Below are 21,386 nucleotides of genomic sequence, written 5' to 3' on the forward strand. Positions count from 1 at the left end.
GTTGATGGTTCAATGCCTGTTGTGGCTAGTTGGGTTGATGGTTCAATGCCTGTTGTGGCTAGTTGGTTTACACGCACAGCAACAGGGCTGGGATAAGCATTTTCAGGCCAATACCATTGGGCATCGAACGGTACTCTCAACGATTCGCTTGGGATTGGAGGTACTCAGGCGGCCTGATTATCAAATCACGGAGAAAGAATTGCTGGCGGCCTGGGTATTATTCGCCAATCAGTTGCTCAAATATGGCTATGCTATGGCTGATTTATGAGGGGATCCTTCAGCGTTTTAGGTGCACGAGTTGCTTGCAAAATGAGCTAAGGCGTGACAAATAATCGAAAGCTGCACGGTTGGATACAATAAAGATTCTTATTAAATGTATGATTTAAAAGCTGAATACTCTTAGAGTTATTTTAAGGACTCATCTTAGAAGCTGTAGTTGAACAAGTCTCACTTTTTTATGCTAGGCATGGCTTATCGCAAATAGCTGTGATTGATAGTTTAATTTTACTATCATTTCAGATTGTGCAATTCTGCGATACTCACTTTAATTTATTGTTTTATAGGTTTTTATGAGCAAGTTTGATCTATTAAATACCGAAATGACTTCTTCTGAGGCCACCGAGTATTTAGAAAAAATACAAGATAGTTTGGATGAGATCTATGTAGCCGATAAACCGCCATCAGGTGAGGCCGGTACGATATGGCGATATTTTTGGGGAAACCCTCGCACTATTACACCACTTACTATGTACTTAAGAGGAATATTTTGGGCAGAAATAGATGCTAGCGAGATTTTATTGAAGGAGCAAGCAAAGAAATTAAGAGCTAAATCACAGAAAAAAATCAAGACGCAAGCTCAAAAAGAACAAGAAGAAAAAAATGAAATATCTATAAATAACAATAAATTAAAAAAAGAGAATGATGAATTAAAAAGCCAACGAAAAAATGAAAAAAATGAGTTGCGTCGGTTTAAATTTATAGAAAGGTGTAAAAAGCACCCGCGTATGGAAGTTGCCCAAGCTAGAGATATTAATTTTCTATACAAAAGATTGAACGAATACACATCCATTAATCTTGAAGAACTTGAGTCATACAGACTGCAAAAGCAGCTTAAGGACGATTTACCGTATGACTCGAATGATTAAAACTCTTTTAAGTGTCCTTAAGTGCTAGAGGGATTACTACTTATCTAGCATTTATATGTCGTATTAGTTTGACTTGTTAGTCAGAAAACGGCCTGCTTTAGTTGAGCACTAAAGAGGACTCGTACTACCATATATTTATCCTATATGTGGTGTATCGCACTCGAGTACTAACGCGCTGAAGCCCGCATGCTTGATAATATCAGCCGCGGTCTTTGTTGCTTTTTATGGAGTGCTGCTGTCTGGTATCTTTTTCTAACATATTGACGTTTGTGTGGAAAACGTGCTTTATACCAAGTTTAAAGAATCGTACTTTAATTACTATCAATGGAATTGTGGGCTTGTAGCAGAGGGAAAGTAAATGAGTAAATTGCTAGAATGGAAGTTTGCCGTCATCAATGATTCTCTTGATAAACTATTTGTTTTGGTTGAGAAAAATGAACATCCACGGATGTTGGATGACTTGAAGGATTTTGTTAAAAAGACGGGCAAGCTTGAACTAGAAGACAGTTCATTCATGTCTATAAATGATTGGTTTGATTATTTAAGCCCTGAAACCCTCAAAAGCTTTAAAAGGACAATGTACGAAAAACGTAGGAAGAAAATCCGCCTTAAACATGAGACTCAGGTGGCGCTTCAGACATTGAAGGAAGTACATAAACTCAAAAGTGTTAACGATGTGATTTTATATTTGTTGGATATATATAACGAAGGTTCAGAAATAGGTGGCCCAAGACCCTATGTGCATACTATGTCTGAATCATTGTACGATAAGTTTGATGAGCCAATTTTACCATTGTATCCCAGAGCTAGAGTGGCAATGTGCTCATTATCGTGAAGGTGCTAGAGAAGCTTAACTAAAGGAATTTATGTCATGGGAAGACGCTACAGACGCAGAAGCCACGCCAACCAAATAATATCAGACGCGATCGTTATCGGCAGTCGATTACCTTGGTATGGTGCACTGTTGTTTGGTTTCATCTCCTACTCTTCTACTATGCCGTTCCCTATTGGTTAAGCTCTGTGCATGCCACTCAGGTGGGAACTAGTATTAACCAAGGCCTAGAAGTCATTAATCACCGTTGGATACGCGTATTTCATTATGTGGGTATTGCATGTGGCGTGGCAGGGTTGCTTTTCACTGTTCGCAATTATTTTGTATTGCCAACAGCCCAACGTAATGAGAGGAGCTTTGCAGGGCTTTTTGCGCGATTTTTAGGACGGCATTGGGATTGAAGAGTTGGAGCAAGTGCAGGGGATTAAACAAACAAATAAGCAAACTGAAGTTTACGTAGTCAACTGTTTGAGATTTCTGTTTCGGCAATTACAAACGCATCATTGGAGGATTGGTTAGTGATAAGTAAGATAGATATAGCAAACTTTGGTAGCTTCAGTGGTTTGGAGTGGAATAAGACCGTTCGTGATAGGGGTCTTAACGTTCAGACATTCAAACGCCTGAACATCCTTTATGGACGCAATTATTCTGGGAAGACGACCCTCTCTCGCGTGTTTCGAGCTCTGGAGTCCCGTGAGATTCCTTACAGCTATCTTAACCCTTCCTTCACAATCTACGGGGATAAGGGAGATGTCACAAATTCAACCTTATCTAACCATCACTATGACATTCGGGTCTACAATCGTGACTTTGTAACTGACAATCTGAGCTTCTTAGTTAATCAGGTTGGTGGGGAAATAAAAACCTTCGCCATCGTCGGTGAACAAAACAAAGAGATTGATGATGCTATCGCAGTCATAGAAACAAAGCTTGGCAGTGTTGAAGATAAATCAGGGCTTCGGTTTGAACTAGAAGCGAAGAAGAAAGAACGTGATCGCGCCGAGCGCACTTACAACGTTACAGCTAACTCTTTGGAAGATAAATTGCGCTCCCACGCAAATAACAAGATCAAGAAGAATCGGGAATATGGAACCGCCGTCTACAACATTGGCAGCATTAAAAGTGACATAGCAGCCACTAAGAAGCCTGACTTCGCTCCATTGACTGTTGAAGAGCAAGTTGGAAAGCTTGATCTATTAAAGCAAGAAGCCCTACCTGACATAATTGACACGCTGAGGGTCCAACTAAAGCTGAATTCATTACGCAGTATGGCAGAGCCACTTCTGTTAAAGGAAATTACGCCAACAAAGCCGATTCAAGAATTGCTTAACGACAGTATTCTGCAACTCTGGGTCAAGCAGGGTATCGGCCACCATCGCGACAAACGCGAAACCTGCGCATTTTGCCACCAGAGTTTGCCGCAAAATATTTGGCAAGTGTTGGACTCTCACTTCAGTAAAGAGTCTGGTGATCTGGAAACCGCTCTAGATGATGCGCTCTTACTCGTCGATAATGAGATAAATGTAATTGCAGGCTTAAACAGATTTAAAAGTGAGCAGTTCTATACAGGAGAACGTCCTGCTTTTGACAATAGTAGTAAGAATCTTTCTAATGCATTGGCAGTCTACAAGCATGATTTGGAAGCACTTAAAAAAGCTTTAGAGAACCGCAAAGGCAACCTTTTTCAGGTCATCTCCTTGAAAGAACCTGTTCATGATGCAGAAGAAATTCAAAAGCATGTGGATGCAATTAATACATTGATTGCCACAAGCAATAGCAAAACAAAAACGCTTGAAAAAGATAAGGTTTTAGCCAGAACTTCGCTTCGATTGACTGATGTTCATACGTTTTCCCAAACGATCAACTATGATGATGAGCTTGTCAAAATTGCTAATCTAAAGATGGAATTTGATTCTGCGGACACCAAGTACGGTAGAATTGAAAAAGAAATTAGTCAGTCAGAATCAAGCGCCTCTACCCTACGAGCTCAACAGAAGGATGAACGAAAGGGGGCCGAACGAGTTAATTCTCTGCTAAATCACTTTTTCGGTCATGGTGGAATAAAGCTTGAGGCTAAAGACGGATTAGACCAAGAAGCTGTCAAGTTTGAAATCACTAGAAATGGTAAATCCGCTTACAACCTTAGCGAAGGTGAGTGCAGCCTCATTGCATTCTGCTATTTTATCGCCAAACTTGACGATCCAGATAGCAAGGATAAAGAACTAATTATTTATATAGACGATCCTATTTCCAGTTTGGATGGTAATCACATCTTCTTCATGTTTAGCTTGATTGAAAGCTTGATAGCCAAACCAATTAAAAATCTCGATGGTTCAAACGCCTATCGCTACAAACAACTTTTCATTTCTACGCATAATCTAGATTTCCTCAAGTACTTGAAGCGTCTATCTATCCCCAAGAAGAAAATTCTAGCTGGAGAGGGGGGGAAGACCAAAAGCGTTGATGACAGCGAACACTTTATGATTGAGCGAAATGGTTCATCAAGCGATATCGTACTTATGCCATCCTATCTCAAAGACTACATTACTGAGTTTCATTACCTCTTCCATCAAATTTATAAGTGCAAACATCAAGATGCGGCAAATGTCAATCATGAGCCGTTCTTTGGATTTGGTAACAACTTGCGGAAGTTTCTTGAGGCATTTCTTTTCTTCAAATATCCCTATCATGATGACAGAAACGATGCTTTTGAAAGAATCAAGAAGTTTTTTGGAGAAGAGGAAGATACAGCAATTGCGTTAGTGAATCGTCTAAACAACGAGTTCTCTCACCTTGAAGCAGTCCCAGATAGAGGATTCAAACCGATAGAAATCCCTGAGATATCTAAGGTTGCCAACTATGTTTTGGACAAAATTTACACTGCTGACCCAGAGCAGTACAATGCTCTTCTGAAAAGTATCGGAGAGCCAGAGCGTGCATCCTGAGTGAAGTGGATATTGATTTGGGTCTGTTAGCTATAAGTATTATGATGCACCAGCCCAACTTGTACTGATAGAAATCTTTGCTATCGTCATATTAATAAAGATATTTCAATTCTCTGGCTAAGGATGGCTAATTCATGATTTTCCGACCTATACGGGTTCTAGTCACTTCAATCCTGTTAACCTTGTTCGGTTTTATAGCCATGTTTTTATACACATTAATGCAGCCGCAATGTATTGATGACTTAGCAGAGATAAGCGAGATTGCATCCCTCCGAGCTGAACAAGGCTATACCGACCCAATGAACATTAACGTGACCTTCGATAAAGAGAAGAACCAATGGTGTTACATTGAGGTCGCTGAATAATTCTTGCTAGCTGCTATTCTACGACTATAATTACTGTATGTAATCACAGTGGTTTATTGCTATGCGTGTTATCCCTATTCCTGCCCGTGCAGGTATTACTGGTTTTGAGTCACCTGCTGCTGAATACACGCAGCTAGGTCTGAGCTTGGATGAGTTATTGATTGACCATCCAAGCTCGACTTTTCTCGCCTTTGCAGAAGGGGATTCGATGCAAGATATCGGCATCTTTGATGGCGATATACTCATTATTGACCGCCATGAAACAGCGCGTAATGGCGATGTGATTGTTGCCAGTTTAAATAGGGAGTTTATTTGCAAAATCATTGATATACCCCGCCGTTTACTGCTTTCCTCCAATCCACAACACCAGCCTGTCATCATTCACGAATACGATGAATTTAGTATTGAAGGGGTTATTACTCGTTCTATCCGTTGCCACCGTAAAAGTCCCTTATTGAGTGAAAAGTAGATGTTTGCGCTAGTCGATGCCAACAGCTTCTACTGTAGCGCGGAACAGGTGTTCCGGCCTGATTGGCGTGGTAAGCCTGTTGTTGTACTCAGTAATAACGATGGGATGATTGTTGCTGCTAATAGACAGGCTAAAGAAGCGGGTATTCAGAAGTTTGTGCCTTACTTTCAAGTCAAAGCACTCTGCGCTAAGCGTGGTGTTATTGTCTGTTCGTCTAACTATGAACTGTATGCTGACTTGTCGAGCAAGATGATGGATATCATTGGCCGCTTTGCGCCTGAGCAGCATGTCTACAGTATCGATGAAACCTTCCTATCGTTTAAGAACTGCTACCCTGCCATAAAGTGCCTGCATACCCAAGGACAATTGATAAGGCGAGCTGTATGGAAAGAAGCCCGTTTACCTGTTTGTGTGGGGATTGCGGAAACCCTGACGCTGGCGAAACTAGCTAACCATGCTGCTAAGAAGATAGAGGGCTATAAAGGTGTCTGTGTTATCGACAATGACCAAGACCGAATCGCTATTTTAAAGCAGCTTGCAGTGGGTGATGTTTGGGGGATAGGACGTAGGCTTAGCGCTAAGCTCGAACTGCTGAATATCCGTACTGCGTTTGACCTCGCTAACATGCCAGCAGGATTAGCCCGTAAACAGTTCAGCATTGAAGTCGAGCGTACAGTACGCGAGCTTAACGGCCAAGTATGCAAGGTGTGGGATGAAGCAAGGGCTGATAAGAAGCAGATATTCTCGACAAGAAGCATGGGTGAGCGAATCACTGATTTTGAGTCATTACTGCAAGCATTAAGTAAGCATGTTGGTATCGCCGCAGCAAAAGCACGTAAGCAAGGCTCAGTCTGCAAGACTATGCTGTTATTTGCTACTAACTCCCCCCACGATGAGCGTCCTGTTAGCTATAAGACTGTGGTGCATTTTCCTTGTCCGACTAACTGTACAATAGAGTTAACTAAGGCTATATGTGAAGCAGCCCCCAAGCTATTTCGTGAAGGTGTACGCTATTACAAGATAGGCGTAGGTTTGATTGACTTAGCGAGCGAACGGCATAGCCAATTAGACTTGTTCAATCCACCGACAGCAAAGCCAGCGCTAATGCTTACACTCGATCACATTAACCAACGCTATGGTAATGATACCCTGTTTATCGCTGCTCAAGGCATAGAGCATAAATGGGCAATGCGGAGGGACTTATTGACGCCTCAATATACGACTAAGTGGCGAAGTGTACCGCGTATCAAGTGCTAACTAGGTTATGCCCGTGCGACCTGAGGTCGTATGAAGCGTTGTTCACCACGACAAGAGTGAACCATCTGTATCACCAGATGACCCTAGGATTCTGAATAAAGCAGCGAATCCGACAATGTAACGAAGCTCTGGCATCAAGCTGGACGGGAACTGAATCGTGAGAGGCGTGTTAACGCCCAATGAATCTGAACGCTTGTATTGGGAAAGCTCTAAAACCGTGGCCAATCTTAGTTGACATACAGACTGTTACACTTATTCTAGTCAAAGAAAACCCTCATGATGGGGAGAGTCGATGATTGAATAAAGTCACAAAACTAAAATTGAGATAGCGAAGCTACACAACATCTTACTTCTACATTGCTTTCTGGCGAAATCGAGTTAGACGTCGCTGAGGTCAATACGAATGACTGAACAACTATTGATAGCCATTGAGTCTGGTGATTTGGCGTTATTGAATTACGTACTTGAACAACAGCCAGAGTTAGTTAACACCGTCTTTGAAGAACGAGAAGCAACGCCATTTGAGCTTGCGTTGAAAAATGGGTTTTCGGCACTCGCCGAGAACATCATGAACAGTGACGGTTTTGATATCAATCATGCAGGCCATAATCCACTTCGGTTAGCGATTGAACTGGGTTTCTTGGATATTGCTAAAGCACTGTTACACAAAGGCGCGAACCCTAACTATCGACCACAACATATGAGCAGCGCATTGTTGCTTTGTTTAGACAATGAGTATTTTGAACTTGCAGAGTTGATGGTGGAAAACGGCGCTGAAGTTAACATCCGTAACGATAAGGGCTGGACACCATTGATTTGGGCATCAATGAAAGGTCGAATCAAAGCGGTTGAGTTTCTGCTTAAGCACGGTGCCGCCGTTGATGTTTGTAACAACGATGGTTGGAATGCGGTAACGGGCGCTTACTTCAAACAACGCATAGAGATAGTAGATAAGCTACTCGCTAAAGGAGCGGTGTTCAGTGCGAAGTATTCAGAAGCGGCCATGCTGTCAGCGTATCAAAGTGGGCACATCAACATCGCGAAGAAGCTGCTAGCTGATGGTGTGAATCCTGATGTTGAAAACGAAGATAAAGAAACGATGCTGATTATCGCTATTACTAAAGGTGATGATGGCATGATCAAAGCGCTCGTTACTGCTGGTGCGAACCCAAATGCAAGAAATAAAGATTCTGACCCAGCGTTATCTTTATTGGCTCAAAATGGAAAACATGAACTCATTTCGCTGCTTATAGACAAAGGTGCGGATGTCAATCTTCAGAGTAAGTCTGGTAGAACGGCAGCGAGTTGGGCGGCGACTTTTAATCAAGCATCAACATTGGAATTTCTCCATAGCAAAGGTGCCAATATTGATTTGAGAAATGAAGATGGTTGGTCGCCATTGATGGTTGCAGCAAGTAGTGGTTACCTTGAATCTGTAATTCAACTGGTTGAACTTGGGTCAAACACTGAGTTTGAAAACAAAGAGGGAAATACAGCCCAAGATATCGCAAAATCAAATGCTCCGACACATGGTGATTTGAGTAAAGTAAATGGACGGTATATTTATCCAATGCTTAATACTAGCTTCAAGAAAATTGTTGACTATTTATCAGGAGCGCGTCAGCAATGATTGCTCAAAGCTTAGTATTTGACGCAGTCCGCCGGGGCTATAACGAGCTTGAGCTTGCAAGTAACGACGAGATCTTTGATTACTTTGCAGATGTTAACCCCGACGCAATGTCGGGGCATATTAGCAACATCAAAGGCATTGTCTTTGAGCAAGAGATTGTTACTGTACTTAATGAGCAAGGCATCGATGCCATGCTCTTTGAAGCCACTAACCATCCCGTTTCTGATATTACATTAATGAGTGATGGTGACATTGCGGCTGAAGTGCAATTAAAAGCGACCGACAGCGTTGCTTATATCAACGAGACATTGGCTGAAAACCCAGACATCCCAATTATTGTCACTAGTGAAGTCGCTAATAGCTTTGATAGCACTATGGTGATTGATTCAGGGATTGATAACGTTACACTGGATGAAGCTGTATCAGAGGTTTTAACTGGGGAAATAGTAAGCCATGTCAGTGAATCTGTAGCAAGTGACGTTGCAAGCGAGGGCCTCGCTGAACTTGTAGCCGATGTAGCCTTGCCAATTAGCCCTATTGGTATTATCGGTGCCTTATTTGGATTACCTTTTTTATAAGGATGAGTGATGTCGACTATCTATCCGTCATTAGAAAATATATCGCGTTTAAAAGTAAAACCAACCGAAGGAGAGCTTTGGATAGTTAATTATTTAAACGAAAACTTAGATGAAAGCTATGAAGTTTTTTTCAACCCTTTTTTGGACGGTGATAGACCTGACATTATAATTTTAAAAAAAAATGTTGCCATTTTTGTGATTGAAGTAAAAGACTATGAGTTGAAGAACTACAATGTTGATAGTTTTAACAAATGGTCGGTAGTAAGCCATCAAGGTAGCAACCCGATATCATCGCCACAGTCACAAGCATTTACCTATAAAAATAACTTATATCAACTACATTTGCCCGTCTTAGGTTTGGGTTATTTGTCTAATCGGAATTTTTTCAATCTAGTTCAGCCATTGGTGTATTTCCATAAAGCGAATAAATCTGAAATCGATGGGTTTTATAAAAAAGCTGAAAATGAAAATAGAGAAAGTGCCAGACTTTTATTTGAACAAAAAAAAGCCAATGAAATCGCGATTGAACAATACAATCGAAAAGCCGATGGTATTGATTCAAGCAGGAGGAAACTGACCAGAGACAAGGCGATGTCTTATGGCTCTGATATGTTGTCAAATCTAGTGCATAAGATTAAGAGCTATGGCACCCACGTTCTTTTTGATGAGCGTGTGTATGATGACTTTAAACGACGATTAGAGCCTTGCGATCACGTACTAAAACAAGGTAAGAAAATTCCCTTAGATGCAAAACAGGAAAAGTTGATCGTAAGTTCGGAATGCAAAGAAAAAATTAAAGGTGTTGCTGGTTGTGGTAAAACAACAATCATCGCGAATCGAGCCGTAAATGCTCATACTAGGCACGATTCAAAAGTGTTGATAATTACGTATAACATCACTCTAAAGAATCTTATCAAGGATAGAATTAGTGATGTATTAGGTTATCGAGATAATGAAAATTATGCGGTAACAAATTACCATCAGTTTTTTAACTCTCAACTTAATGCCACAGGGCAAGATATCGAAAGATTGATTGGAGAGTATGGGTTGGAGAAACTTTACTCTACTGATTTGTTCAAAGAGCACTCTGTAGAGAAATATCAAACGATATTACTAGATGAAGTTCAAGACTTTGAAAGTGAATGGGTAAAAATCATTCGGGATAACTTCTTGGCGAATGATGGCGAAATGGTTCTATTTGGTGATGAGTCTCAAAACATCTATGCTCGTGATAACGAAAGAGCAGCGGTTGTCGCTCAGGGGTTTGGACGTTGGAATAAATTGAAACGTTCATATAGAACGAGTTTGGATTCATCTCTGAATCAGGTGTTCAAGGATTTCCAGCAAAATTATCTTGTTGAAAAATATTCTGATACAGAACTGCTTGAAACTACGCAGACTCAACTAGGAATGACTTTTGAGCTTCTTAAATATCATCAGGTAAACCAGAATTGGGAGAATGGATCATTTGAATTGATTCAAGCCTACGTCAGAGAGCATAACCTACATCCTAATGATATTGTTATACTGGCTTCGAATGTATATTTGGTTCGTCGATTAGCTGATAAGTTTAATGGTGTTGAAAAAACACATTGTATGTTTGAAACGTATGATGAATTATCACAACTGTCGCGAATGTATGATTCCAATTGTGATGCAGAGAAACTTAAATCAATGTCTGAGATTGAGTTAAGTACATTTATCAAGAAGCACCCAAAGCTAAAGCAAGATTTAGAACGCGCTCGTCGTATGAAGAAAAATCATTTCTATGCGAATAGTGGCTTGATTAAAGCGTCCACCATTCACAGTTTTAAAGGACTGGAGTCCAAGACGGTATTTTATTTAATGGATGAGAAAGACACTCCAGAGTTAGTTTATACATCCATCACAAGAGCCGCAGAAAATCTTGTTATTTTAGATAAGAGCGATACAAGCCCGTACTCTGATTTCTTTTCGGGTGCGATCAGCAATACAGGTGGACTATTTTGAAAACAGTTTGCTCGGATTTTGCTCTACTTTGCTAATGGTTTTCATAGACACTTTGCAACGGACAAGAAAGTGTTCTCCGGGATTTTAGTTACAATTTGGGATAACATTTCCTAATGCGAACTGGGAATCAGCTCTTTGCTTGGAGCAAATACCCTAAGAAGGAGTGGGGCGTGCGACGTGAAGTCGTTTGAAGCGCTGTTCACCGCTCAACGAGTGAACCATCTGTATCACCAGATGAACCTAAGAGCCTGAATAAAGTAGCGAGTCTGACAATGTAACGAAGGTTGGTATTCTCCAATCGGGATCTAAATCAAAAATAGCGAAATAGCGGGGACATATCTTTTTGTGTTTTTCAGCACCTTCACCTAGCAGGGCAAGATCATGAATGTTTATTGACCAGTACATGCATCTGATTGACCTGCATCTCGGACTGTGCAACAAACTAACTTCTCAACTAATGAAGCTCATATTCCCCACAAGTCTCTCGTCCAATTCGATGGCGCAGCTCACCTGAATGAGCAAACGGGTATTCCATTTCATTTTGCCGATTATCTCGAACTGATTGATTGGACTGGCCGCGCCATTCGCCTTGATAAAAAAGCCTATATCAATAATCAGCGACCTAAGCTGCTCCATGAATTAGGTATTGCTTCCGATGCGTGGCTCAAGTCAGCCAAAGAGTTTCGTCGTCAATACAGTGGCATAAGTGGTCGATGGGATAGCATGTGCGCGTTTAAAAAACAGCATAACAGCGGCAAATGGTGTAAAGGTAAAGCCTCAAGCCAAGCGTTACATCCTTAAGTTCATCGCGACTCAGCGTTTAGGATTATTTTTGTTTATCCGAAATGAAGATAATTTCGCGCAAAAACCACCTTGCTTCTGTCCAAAAGCGATTTGCTTATTATTCAGTCATGCTATCGCGTTTTCTCTGCTAATTGAGAGTGAAACATTAAAGACTGATAGATATGTGACTATTTATGCATATTGTGCTGCATAAACTGAGTTTGAGACAAGTTTGTCACGATAATGCACAAAACACGTCGATTAAGTGCTATAACTCGCGAAAACTGCACTTTAATAGTTATTAACATGCAGAATTCTTGTGTTTTCGAGCAGATTTCAGCTGTTTTCGAAACAAACAAGCTAGATTCAGTCGATATACTTCACTTATGCACATAGAACTACATAATTATATCAAAGCCAATTTAGGTTCTAGCAAACTGTAATCATTAAAGAAAATCAGCATCTTGAATACAGCTCCCCAAGACATCATCGTAGGTTATATCTAATTCTTTAAAAATGACAAAAAGGATTTGCGTATCCAAGTTTTCAACACTTCTATTTTCAATTTCCCAAAGTAAAACCTTACTAACACCTATTTTTTTTGCAAATTCATCAAGTGAAAGACCTTTGTGTAGTCTAGCAATTCTAAGTTTATCACCAATATAAACATTTGTATTAACTCCCATAGTTGCAAGCGCCCTAATCTTATAATTTCACTTAATAAATTAAAAATTTTTTGCATATTATTTCTTGCTCTCAGCGTTTAACAGCAATGTTGAAGATTTAAGTTAAACACCTTTGATACGTAATAATACTAATTAGCAGGCTTATCCTAGATACCTTTAACTATGAGTTATTTTATAAAAATCACGAGCCTTGCTCCGATTACTTTGATACATCCAATATTGCTTTATAAATCAACGAAAAATCTAAACTAGAACTAAATTTCAGCTATGCTATTCAACTCCTAAACACTTGATCCAATTAGTTGAACAGTTAGAAAATGGACCTTTACGACCGAGCTTTCAGCTATAAGCATTGCTAGATACACTAACTACAGTATCTTTCGAGCCAAGAGATAGTTAGAAATAAGTTTTTCTCAAAATGATTATATTATAATCAAAGTATCGGTGTTTTTCAAGGTAGTTGTCACTCTTTGCTTAAATATTAAGCTGCATTTATTACATTGTTTGCGGGTGCCTTATCTGGGTTTAACGTGACTGGACCCACAGCATCACAATTTCTGACTTCCTTGGACCAACGCTCGGGCATTCTTGCCTTTGCCGCTTCGAGCACTTCTTTTCGCTTGGCTAAGATATCACCATCTTGCCCCGCATGACGTTGCCCTGGTGACACAAAGTTCAGCTGGCTGTGCTTATGTTTATCGTTGTACCACTTCATAAATGCCTCTACCCATTCCCTTGCTGCAACTAAACTGCTAAAACCTGCCTTTGGCCACTGTGGACGGTATTTTAAGGTTTTAAATAATGACTCTGAAAACGGGTTGTCGTTACTCACTCTGGGCCGGCTCAAAGAGGCGGTAATTCCCAGCTCTTCAAGCTTGGCTTTCATCGTCAATGACTTCATCGGCGCCCCATTGTCAGAGTGCAGCACCAGGGGGGGGTTAAAGCATTGTTCCCGTAACATCGTGCGCTGGATGAGTGCTGCGGCATGCTCGCCGCATTCCTGTTCATGGACTTCATAGCCGACAATTTTTCGGCTGTAAATATCTTCAAATAGATACAGGTAATAAAACTGCCCTTTGACTACCGAGGCCAGATAAGTGATGTCCCAAGACCACACTTGGTTTGGCCCATCGGCCGTGTAACTTAACGGTTTACTACGGTTGACAGCAACCTGGGTTCGGCCACGATGATGAAGCTGGTCATTGGCATTTAATACCCGGTAATAGCTTGATTCAGAAGCGATATAAATTCCCTTATCCAACAAGGTCGGCACGATTTGTGACGGCGGTAAACTGCTATATTCTGGCTCATTACACACGGCTAATATCTGTTGCCGCTCATGCTCTTCGAGTTTGTTAGCAGGCTGTGGCCGAATCGCTGTGGGCCTTAAATCTGCCTGCACACTGCCCGCGCGATACCAACGTCGATAGGTACGCTTACTGAGCTCAGCTTCAATGCACGCCTTATAAAGACGAGCACCACTGGTATAAGCCTCTTGTATTAAGGTGACTAATGTTAAGCGTTCTGACAGAGGCGTTAGCTCTCCTCGCTGTCGCCCTCCCAAAGTGCATTGAGCTTTTTTCTGAGCACCAGTAAAGCGGCCGCTTCGGCTAAAGCTTTCTCCTTGTAATTCAATTCTCTTTTCAAGGATTTGATTTCAGCCCTGTCCGCTTTAGCCTGTTGCTTAATGGTTTTGGCCTGCACTTCACTGATTTGAAAACCCGCCAAACAGTCGAGCTTCCACTGCTGAACTTGCTCGCGAAACAAGCCTTTTTCTCGGCAGTACTGGCTTATTTCAGCTTCCGACAATGGCGCTGTTTCAATGATAACAGCAAGCTTAGTTTCAGCTGACCAATCATCGGTTGTAAGAGTTTTACCTGGCACGGGACGACCTTCTTTTCTGGCTTTATCTCGCCAATGATACAAGGTTTGCACCGCGATGCCTTCTTCCCGAGCGACCTCTGCGACCGTTAAATTGTGAGGCGGTAATAATTTTTTAAGGATCGCCTCTTTACGTTCTGGTGAATACCGAGCCATATCGTTCTCATTTGCCGCGCCCTGTCTTTAAAAATAATGATTATTTAGGGGTGACAACTATCCTGACACAGGGGGGTATCTTCTCGGCTTAGTTCGGAAACTAAGGCTAAACGCATAGTTAATTTGCCGAGGTAACGACCTAACACTTCCCAATATCATTGCTGCAAATGAGATAAAAATGACTCCTCAAATGCCATAAAACTATCTATTACTAACAAATTAATAATATCTATTCAAATAATTTCAATAACTCTGTTGATAAATAGCATTGTTGGCACAGTAAAAAATCGATTTTATCTAAATGATAACAATGATATGCATATATAACCCTTAAAGTCCCTGAACTGTGAAGTGTCGTCCTACAAAAGGAACTCTACTTCCAATTTATCGACTGGCAGATGATTTTATTGCATCTACAACATTAATAATATCTATGACGATACTGGTTGATTAACACTTCACATACAGTTTCCATTTTGGCATTGTAAGTCATCCTTCATGCCTGTATCTATTTTTTCCCTAAATAATCTCATTCTGGGTATAAAACAGCTCCAAGTTAGAGTTAAACGCATAGAGCAACTATGAAATACAAGCTGCGCCCCCTGCGAAGACCATCACCGCAAATGTGAGTCGTTTTTTACCTCTGGCATTAATGATTTAGGCTCTCGAGTTTCTTTTAGGCGTTCTTCACGTGCCATCTTAATGGCTATTTCGGTCAGCACGTTAGCTTGACCTTTAGCGCTCACTATCACTAACGTGCCGAGACAAAAAAATGTGACGCCATATGCCAGCCACACATAAAAGCCGTAACCGCCCATATTCAAAAATTCACTAAATGATTCAAATTGCATTATTTTACTCCTTGCGCTTTCGCAAGTTCACGTACCCACGGACGCATACTGTTGCGCGCCAGCACTTCCGCTTTAAATCTCATGGTTGAAATAGCGATAATTAACACCCCAAAGCCAAAAATATTCATCAATAACGGAATAAGCATCTCTGAAGGCATCGCTGATTTTTCGGTGATTTTAATCGTCGAAGACTGATGTAATGAACTCCACCAATCGACAGAATATTTGATAATAGGAATGTTTATTACGCCCACTATTGCCAAAATCCCCGCGGCACGAGCGGCTAGTACCTTATCTTCAAATGAGGCATATAATGAAATCACCCCAAGATACAAAAACAGTAAGACTAATTCTGACGTTAAGCGAGCATCCCACACCCACCATGTTCCCCACATAGGTTTGCCCCAGGTTGCGCCTGTTACAAGGGCTATCAAGGTTAAAACCGCACCGACGGGCGCAATTGACGCTGCTATCCAATCAGCCACTTTAACTTTCCATACTAAGCCAATAAATGCTGCGCAAGCCATGCCCATATATGCCACCATCGACATTGAGGCTGAAGGGACATGCACAAAAATAATACGGTAACTGTCACCTTGTTGATAATCGGTGGGTGCAAATATCAATCCCCATGTGGTACCTACGGCGACTAACGCCAATGCAAGGCTGATAAACCAAAACTGTAACTTTACAGCTACTTGATACGCACGCTCAGGCTCGGCGTAAGGATGAAGCCATTTCAACATAATCACTACTCACTGTGAAAAATACGCCAAGTATCATTGGCGCTGGATAAATAAAACGTTCTGCTTAAGCTAGCAACTCAACAAGTGTCTACTCAAATCAATCCGGAACAGTCAACAATTAACTAATAAGAATTAATTCATTAACGATACGCGCCGCAAAGTAAGCGAGGAATATTAATACTGCCCCGCTTAAGGTATAAATAACTGCTGTACGAATTTTGCAGCCTTTAGAATACTGCTGCCACAGCATCACCACATACACCCACCACGCTAAAATAGACAACACCATTTTATGACCCATGCCGCCGACAAAGATGTCATTGAGAGAAATAAAGCCGGTGACGATCGACAGGCTCAGCAAGATCATGCCAATGATCACTAACTGATAGAGCTGCTTTTCTAACGTCAGTAATGGTGGCATAGATGGTGTTTTGATTAGTTGTTTGGTCTTCAATTTATTAAAGATGACCCATAATTGTATCGCATACAGCGCCGCAATCATTAAGGTACTAAAGGCCATCAAAGATAAAATTACGTGTGCCAGCACAACAGGATGCGCGTCAAAATGACCAACATAAGTTGAAGGAATGAGCCACATCAGGCCCACAGAAACGATAGCGCAGCCATATACCACAGGCACCACTACCATCACTTTCAATCGAAAAATTAGCACAGTAAACGTGAGTGCAATTAACCAATTCACTAATGAAAACACATTACTCACACTAAAATTTTGTCCTTCAGGGGTAAATATCGCCTGTGCCAACACCACAGCGTGTAACACCACCGCTATAGCTCCCGCAGCAGTAGAAAGGGAGCGATTAGGACCACCAACGTGAAATAGCCGTCTTGATACGACTATCAGTGCAACAACATAAAACATCATTGTCAAAACGAAACAACCAAGCATAGTGTGCAATCCTATCAGCCAACTTCTATTAAATTAAAAATGGGCAAAACCATGCAGCATGCGACATTGACGCGCCGACGATGTAGCCGAACACCAATAATGCCGCGATCCCCGCAAGCAGTTTTTGACCTCGGTGATGGCACTTAATCGCCAACACGCCAAGGCCAATGTAAACCACTAACGCGACTAATTTAGCCATTAACCACGCCTGATCAGCAACATTCATTTGCAATATTGCTATCAGTACGACACCCGTTAAAAGCAATAAAGTATCGTTAATGTGGGGTAACACTTTCAAACACCGAAATTGCACTCCTGCACTTGCACAAAATGAAAGCATCCAACGGTAGGTAAACAGCGCTACGCTGACTAACGCCAACATAATGTGTAGATTTTTTATCAGGGTGTAATAGGTAACCATTTACTTCTCACTTGTTTAGATTTCAATACATTAGTGAATGGTGACATGTTATAGCTGTCAGCTTAGCCTCAGATAAATGACAGACTGAATACAGCAATAAGTCATAATTTAATAATGCACTATTATATTGTTCACAATTTAATATAATGTGAAATGTGTCTCACTTGGTAATCATCCCAGAAATTAACTGACGGCAAATGTAGAATTTTCTCGTACCGTATGCACATAAGATTCCTTATGAAAACATCGAATTTACAGACTGTTAGACCATGGCGATCCTCTTAATGAACTGCCATTCAGCTTGCTCATTGAAAAGATATTGTTCACAGCGAAGCCGTTTGCTACCGATCCTTAAACATAACTTCCATAAAATCTTTTTAGAGGCTTGGTCAAGGCTGCGAATATCCGCTACACAAAGTTGACCGCTTGCGATTAGCATCCCGAGTCGTTCTTTATCAATTTCAATCTTTACCAATTTAATCATCTCGTCCTCGCTAAATTATTCTTACCTGATCGGGCAGTTAAAATTTCTATAACTTGACAAATTAGTTGGTAGCTTTGGCAATGAGCTGGTTCAGTAGTAATTGACACTTTGCTAAGCACCTTTACTGGATCAGAGCAACACTCAAAACAGGAATACTCGCTCAACACGAAGAACAAACCGATTTTGACATCTGGCGTCTCGTAGCTCCATGTCAAATGCTACTGTCTACAGATACTTCAGTCCTAGTTACCCAATCCATTGGTTTCCAACCTCCGAGCTTGGGTAACTGTTGTCATAGCCTTACAGGTAATAGAGCAACCTATTGCTGACTTACCTGCAATTCCATAGCTGCGGCACAACCTATACCGAAATGCACGAAGACGTCTTTTTCTTCCTTGAGGGGCATCCAATAGCCTAAGACTCGTTTGTCGTTCTGTATTTCCTCGGAGCATATGGTACGCTCTTGGCGAAGTGCCATATTCGCCTTACATCGCTTGCAAGTCGTCTTCCCCTCTTCCATATTGAGTGAAAAACATTTAATGCCAATTGGCGTTCCAATACTGCGGCAAAGATCGTTGACCGCTAAAATGGTCCGATCTTTATGAACTAGCATGACCGGTTCTGGAAACGGCCCCCACATTAATTGAAAAGCATTGAGGATCTTTTGGTCTACCATGATTTCCTTCCTAAAGGTTAGTTAACTCAACTGTAATGACGTGGCATCTGCCAATTTATTGCAATAAATTTTATCGGTTACGAGCTGCCTCACATGTTGAGCAAAAACAGGAAGGAGCATATAGAAAATCAAGAGCCAAGATTATCCAGCGAAAGATGATGGCTAACATATTTTCTGCACGTAAATCGAACAACAAATAACAAAATTCTTTGAAGTGCTTACTACTTGAGAATGAAATCTTGCAAATGGATGCCGAAGACTGTTATCTGAGGTCATTCTTTCGGATGTTTGTAATCTTTAAAATTCTCAAAAGAATTTTTACCTACTTCCTGCCACCATTCCTCGTAATCTCGCCTTGCCTTTCGATGTTTCATGTGTCCATGTCCACTGCCGTGGTGGCTAAAACCTCCTACGAGAATGCGGGCAAGTACCAGTAGCGAGATGCTTTGGCAGTAGCTGATAGCATGGGTACCTGTCAGGTCTGGAATAACGGCGTTCCACAGCAGCATGACGAAGTATCCGAATACGAGCGCGAGCACTGCGGCCATGACTACAGCGAATAACACATGTACCAAGATCATATAAATTCGTCCGTACTTTGAATTAGTCGTATGTTCATAATCAAATTTCATTTCTACACCTCAATATTTAGGTTTCTTTAGTCTGCAAGCAAACGACGCAATTTAGCTGTTGCTCGGCTCTTGCGTGATAAAAGTGTTCCAATGGGTTCGTCCCACTCAATGGATAGATCGTAAAAGCTGTGTTCATCGATCTCTGTTGCCAGCCATACCTCTCTCTCCTTGTGAGAGAGTTGACCAATTGCATTGAACAGGCGAGCTCGTAATTCTTGCTGCTCCAGCATTTCTTCTGGGCCAAACCTTTCGATGGGGATCTCTAACGCAAGTGCCGCATCTTCTTGGTCGTCGAGCCAGACTGTCTCGATCCGCCTCCTGTGATGGTCGACGACACGATTGGCCAACGAGCGATAGAAGTATGCTGTAAGATTTTCGATTTCTCCGATAATGTCAGCTCTACGCAACAGGTTGTAAGTAACCTCAGAGATAATATCCTCAGCCTCCGTGTCATTACGGTCAAAAAACTGCTGCTGAACGAAGCGCAGAAAGCGAGACTTTTCCCTTTTGAATATTTCCGCTAACCGCCCAGACTCATCCGCCATGTAGTATATCCTTCAACTTAACTCATACTTGTTTGACGTTGTGAATCAACATTTATTGCATCAGTCTTTAAAAAGAAGATATGTAGTGTAGTGATGGACGCCTCAGCACTTAAGCTTGCAGTATTATGCCAAGCTTGAAGCTGACAAATAGTTCAGGAGGTTTCCATCATGGATATTAAAGTTATTGGTATCGATTTAGCCAAAAATGTTTTTCAAGTTTGTGTTTGTCTTATGGATAACTCAGTCATGAGTAACCAAAAGGTTAACAGAAACAAGCTGCTCGATAAAATTAGACAATTCCCCGAAGGTAGCCTTATTGCTATGGAGGCCTGTGGGACGGCGCATTACTGGGGAAGACAATTTCAAGCACTTGGTTATCAAGTGCAACTGCTCCCTGCTCAACATGTTAAGCCATTTGTTGCAAACCAAAAGAATGATGCCAAGGATGCCCTCGCTATATGCGAAGCGGTTTTCAGACCTAATATCCACATGGTTCCATTAACGTAAACACCAATGAAACCATATTGGGGCTTTGTTTCCTCATTCAGAGCGGCAAAAAAGCCCTCCAACATGAACAAATATCAAACAACTTATTGAGTTTCAGGCATATTTAACCCTGTTAGCGTGTTCAACGCTTTGATCTTGGCGTAAGTTTCACCTACTTGTTGGGCATTGTAAGTTCTCATACTCAAGCGTCCACCGAGTTTTCCCTAACCGTCACCAATGATTGGGCGACCTTACTAAATGTTAGGCCATGCGATTTTCATCGCCTTGATATAAGCAGGTCTAGCGCCAATATCGGCTAAATAGCGTTTCACATGTGGCAAATCGTCAACCGTTCTACCACCAAACAATGGCAGCGTTGTCAGCGCAAATACCGACATAATATCGGCGCAACTAAAGCTGTTTCCAGCTAAATATTGGTTTTTACTCAAGTGATTATTGATGTGTTGATAGTAGCCTTCACGTCGCCTCAACAAAATTTTTTGCACAGCACTATTGAGAGTCGCCGACTCCTTAAGAGCCAACTCAGCCATAAATACTGTCAAGGTATTACTGTTAAATTGCATCCAATACAGGTAATCAGCATAGTTTTCATCGGTATGAGGGATTACCAAACGGCCGTTGCCATATTTGTGGCAAAGATATTCGACAATTGCATTCGACTCACACAGCGTCAGTTCACCATCTTCGATGATAGGCGATGTGGCAGCAGGATGAAGCGCCAAGTATTCATCTGGCGCGGTGTTGTCTTCTACTTTACGCTGATAAAACTTGATGTTGTAAGGCAGGCCGAGTTCCTCCATCAACCACACGATACGGTCTGATTGTGAAACGCCTAAATGATGAATCGTTATCATAAAATTCCCTCGCTAATCCACGATGATAAGATATTTACCTTTAC

21 protein-coding genes and 4 pseudogenes are annotated in these 21,386 nt (G+C 41.4%); 13 read left to right on the forward strand and 12 right to left on the reverse strand.

The window, feature by feature from the left end; all coding sequences use genetic code 11:
* The 12 genes and pseudogenes from L5M38_RS13660 to L5M38_RS13715 all read left to right on the forward strand — a co-directional run.
* Nucleotides 1-268 (forward strand): annotated as a pseudogene (locus tag L5M38_RS13660) (IS4 family transposase); the annotation flags it as partial.
* Between the two features lie 301 nt (nt 269-569).
* A complete protein-coding gene (locus L5M38_RS13665; RefSeq protein WP_263174416.1) occupies nt 570-1,145 on the forward strand; it encodes a hypothetical protein in 576 nt (191 codons plus the stop codon).
* Between the two features lie 358 nt (nt 1,146-1,503).
* The gene (locus L5M38_RS13670; RefSeq protein WP_263174418.1) at nt 1,504-1,980 is read left to right on the forward strand and encodes a hypothetical protein; all 477 of its coding nucleotides are present in this window, start codon (nt 1,504-1,506) and stop codon (nt 1,978-1,980) included.
* 36 nt (nt 1,981-2,016) lie between these two features.
* The gene (locus tag L5M38_RS13675; RefSeq protein WP_263174419.1) at nt 2,017-2,160 is read left to right on the forward strand and encodes a hypothetical protein; all 144 of its coding nucleotides are present in this window, start codon (nt 2,017-2,019) and stop codon (nt 2,158-2,160) included.
* A gap of 335 nt (nt 2,161-2,495) precedes the next feature.
* Nucleotides 2,496-4,922 carry an AAA family ATPase gene (locus L5M38_RS13680; protein WP_263174420.1) on the forward strand — a complete coding sequence of 809 codons (2,427 nt, stop codon included), beginning with the start codon at nt 2,496-2,498 and terminating at the stop codon, nt 4,920-4,922.
* A gap of 134 nt (nt 4,923-5,056) precedes the next feature.
* Complete coding sequence (locus L5M38_RS13685) at nt 5,057-5,287, forward strand: hypothetical protein (protein WP_219250572.1); 231 nt, start codon at nt 5,057-5,059, stop codon at nt 5,285-5,287.
* Nucleotides 5,288-5,348: 61 nt separating this feature from the next.
* Nucleotides 5,349-5,756 (forward strand): LexA family protein, encoded by a 408-nt coding sequence (locus L5M38_RS13690; protein ID WP_263174425.1) that lies wholly within the window; start codon nt 5,349-5,351, stop codon nt 5,754-5,756.
* Nucleotides 5,757-7,013 carry a Y-family DNA polymerase gene (locus tag L5M38_RS13695; protein WP_263174427.1) on the forward strand — a complete coding sequence of 419 codons (1,257 nt, stop codon included), beginning with the start codon at nt 5,757-5,759 and terminating at the stop codon, nt 7,011-7,013.
* Nucleotides 7,014-7,416: 403 nt separating this feature from the next.
* Nucleotides 7,417-8,643 carry an ankyrin repeat domain-containing protein gene (locus tag L5M38_RS13700; protein WP_263179456.1) on the forward strand — a complete coding sequence of 409 codons (1,227 nt, stop codon included), beginning with the start codon at nt 7,417-7,419 and terminating at the stop codon, nt 8,641-8,643.
* Nucleotides 8,640-9,221, forward strand: coding sequence for a cytochrome P450 (locus L5M38_RS13705; RefSeq protein ID WP_263174432.1), 582 nt, complete (start codon nt 8,640-8,642; stop codon nt 9,219-9,221). The genes L5M38_RS13700 and L5M38_RS13705 overlap by 4 nt, the downstream gene beginning before the upstream one ends.
* 9 nt (nt 9,222-9,230) lie before the next feature.
* Entirely contained in the window at nt 9,231-11,210 is a 1,980-nt protein-coding gene (locus tag L5M38_RS13710; protein ID WP_263179457.1) for a nuclease-related domain-containing DEAD/DEAH box helicase, read from the forward strand.
* Nucleotides 11,211-11,666: 456 nt separating this feature from the next.
* A pseudogene (locus L5M38_RS13715) lies at nt 11,667-12,011 on the forward strand (alpha-amylase family glycosyl hydrolase); the annotation flags it as partial.
* A 428-nt stretch (nt 12,012-12,439) separates the two neighbouring features.
* Here L5M38_RS13715 and L5M38_RS13720 read toward each other — a convergent pair.
* From L5M38_RS13720 to L5M38_RS13765, 10 genes are all read right to left on the reverse strand, one after another.
* The gene (locus tag L5M38_RS13720; RefSeq protein ID WP_263174812.1) at nt 12,440-12,679 is read right to left on the reverse strand and encodes a helix-turn-helix domain-containing protein; all 240 of its coding nucleotides are present in this window, start codon (nt 12,677-12,679) and stop codon (nt 12,440-12,442) included.
* Nucleotides 12,680-13,160: 481 nt separating this feature from the next.
* A protein-coding gene (locus tag L5M38_RS13725; RefSeq protein ID WP_263174817.1) for an IS3 family transposase occupies nt 13,161-14,716 on the reverse strand; the annotation gives its coding sequence in 2 pieces (ribosomal slippage) (nt 13,161-14,263 and nt 14,263-14,716; 1,557 coding nt in all).
* Between the two features lie 614 nt (nt 14,717-15,330).
* Nucleotides 15,331-15,567 (reverse strand): heme exporter protein CcmD, encoded by a 237-nt coding sequence (gene ccmD, locus L5M38_RS13730; RefSeq protein WP_014609884.1) that lies wholly within the window; start codon nt 15,565-15,567, stop codon nt 15,331-15,333.
* On the reverse strand, nt 15,567-16,313 hold the full coding sequence (locus L5M38_RS13735) for a heme ABC transporter permease (protein ID WP_263174511.1): 747 nt from the start codon (nt 16,311-16,313) through the stop codon (nt 15,567-15,569). Before L5M38_RS13735 ends, ccmD begins: the two co-directional genes overlap by 1 nt.
* A gap of 118 nt (nt 16,314-16,431) precedes the next feature.
* Nucleotides 16,432-17,223 carry an inner membrane protein YpjD gene (locus L5M38_RS13740; protein WP_263174508.1) on the reverse strand — a complete coding sequence of 264 codons (792 nt, stop codon included), beginning with the start codon at nt 17,221-17,223 and terminating at the stop codon, nt 16,432-16,434.
* Between the two features lie 28 nt (nt 17,224-17,251).
* Nucleotides 17,252-17,644: a SirB2 family protein gene (locus tag L5M38_RS13745; RefSeq protein WP_014609881.1), complete on the reverse strand. Its 393-nt coding sequence runs from the start codon at nt 17,642-17,644 to the stop codon at nt 17,252-17,254.
* Nucleotides 17,645-17,906: 262 nt separating this feature from the next.
* On the reverse strand, nt 17,907-18,128 hold the full coding sequence (locus L5M38_RS13750) for a hypothetical protein (RefSeq protein WP_014609880.1): 222 nt from the start codon (nt 18,126-18,128) through the stop codon (nt 17,907-17,909).
* Between the two features lie 319 nt (nt 18,129-18,447).
* Entirely contained in the window at nt 18,448-18,804 is a 357-nt protein-coding gene (locus L5M38_RS13755; RefSeq protein ID WP_263174506.1) for a hypothetical protein, read from the reverse strand.
* A 272-nt stretch (nt 18,805-19,076) separates the two neighbouring features.
* A complete protein-coding gene (locus tag L5M38_RS13760) occupies nt 19,077-19,436 on the reverse strand; it encodes a hypothetical protein (protein WP_263174504.1) in 360 nt (119 codons plus the stop codon).
* Between the two features lie 26 nt (nt 19,437-19,462).
* The gene (locus tag L5M38_RS13765; RefSeq protein WP_014609877.1) at nt 19,463-19,981 is read right to left on the reverse strand and encodes an RNA polymerase sigma factor; all 519 of its coding nucleotides are present in this window, start codon (nt 19,979-19,981) and stop codon (nt 19,463-19,465) included.
* A 168-nt stretch (nt 19,982-20,149) separates the two neighbouring features.
* Here L5M38_RS13765 and L5M38_RS13770 point away from each other — a divergent pair.
* Nucleotides 20,150-20,482, forward strand: a pseudogene (locus tag L5M38_RS13770) (IS110 family transposase); the annotation flags it as partial.
* An 89-nt stretch (nt 20,483-20,571) separates the two neighbouring features.
* Here L5M38_RS13770 and L5M38_RS13775 read toward each other — a convergent pair.
* Nucleotides 20,572-20,685: pseudogene (locus tag L5M38_RS13775) on the reverse strand (IS5/IS1182 family transposase); the annotation flags it as partial.
* A gap of 36 nt (nt 20,686-20,721) precedes the next feature.
* Nucleotides 20,722-21,342 (reverse strand): glutathione S-transferase family protein, encoded by a 621-nt coding sequence (locus tag L5M38_RS13780; protein WP_014609876.1) that lies wholly within the window; start codon nt 21,340-21,342, stop codon nt 20,722-20,724.
* Between the last annotated feature and the right edge of the window lie 44 nt (nt 21,343-21,386).

This window comes from Shewanella sp. SM101, assembly GCF_025654465.1.
Lineage (GTDB): Bacteria > Pseudomonadota > Gammaproteobacteria > Enterobacterales > Shewanellaceae > Shewanella > Shewanella oncorhynchi.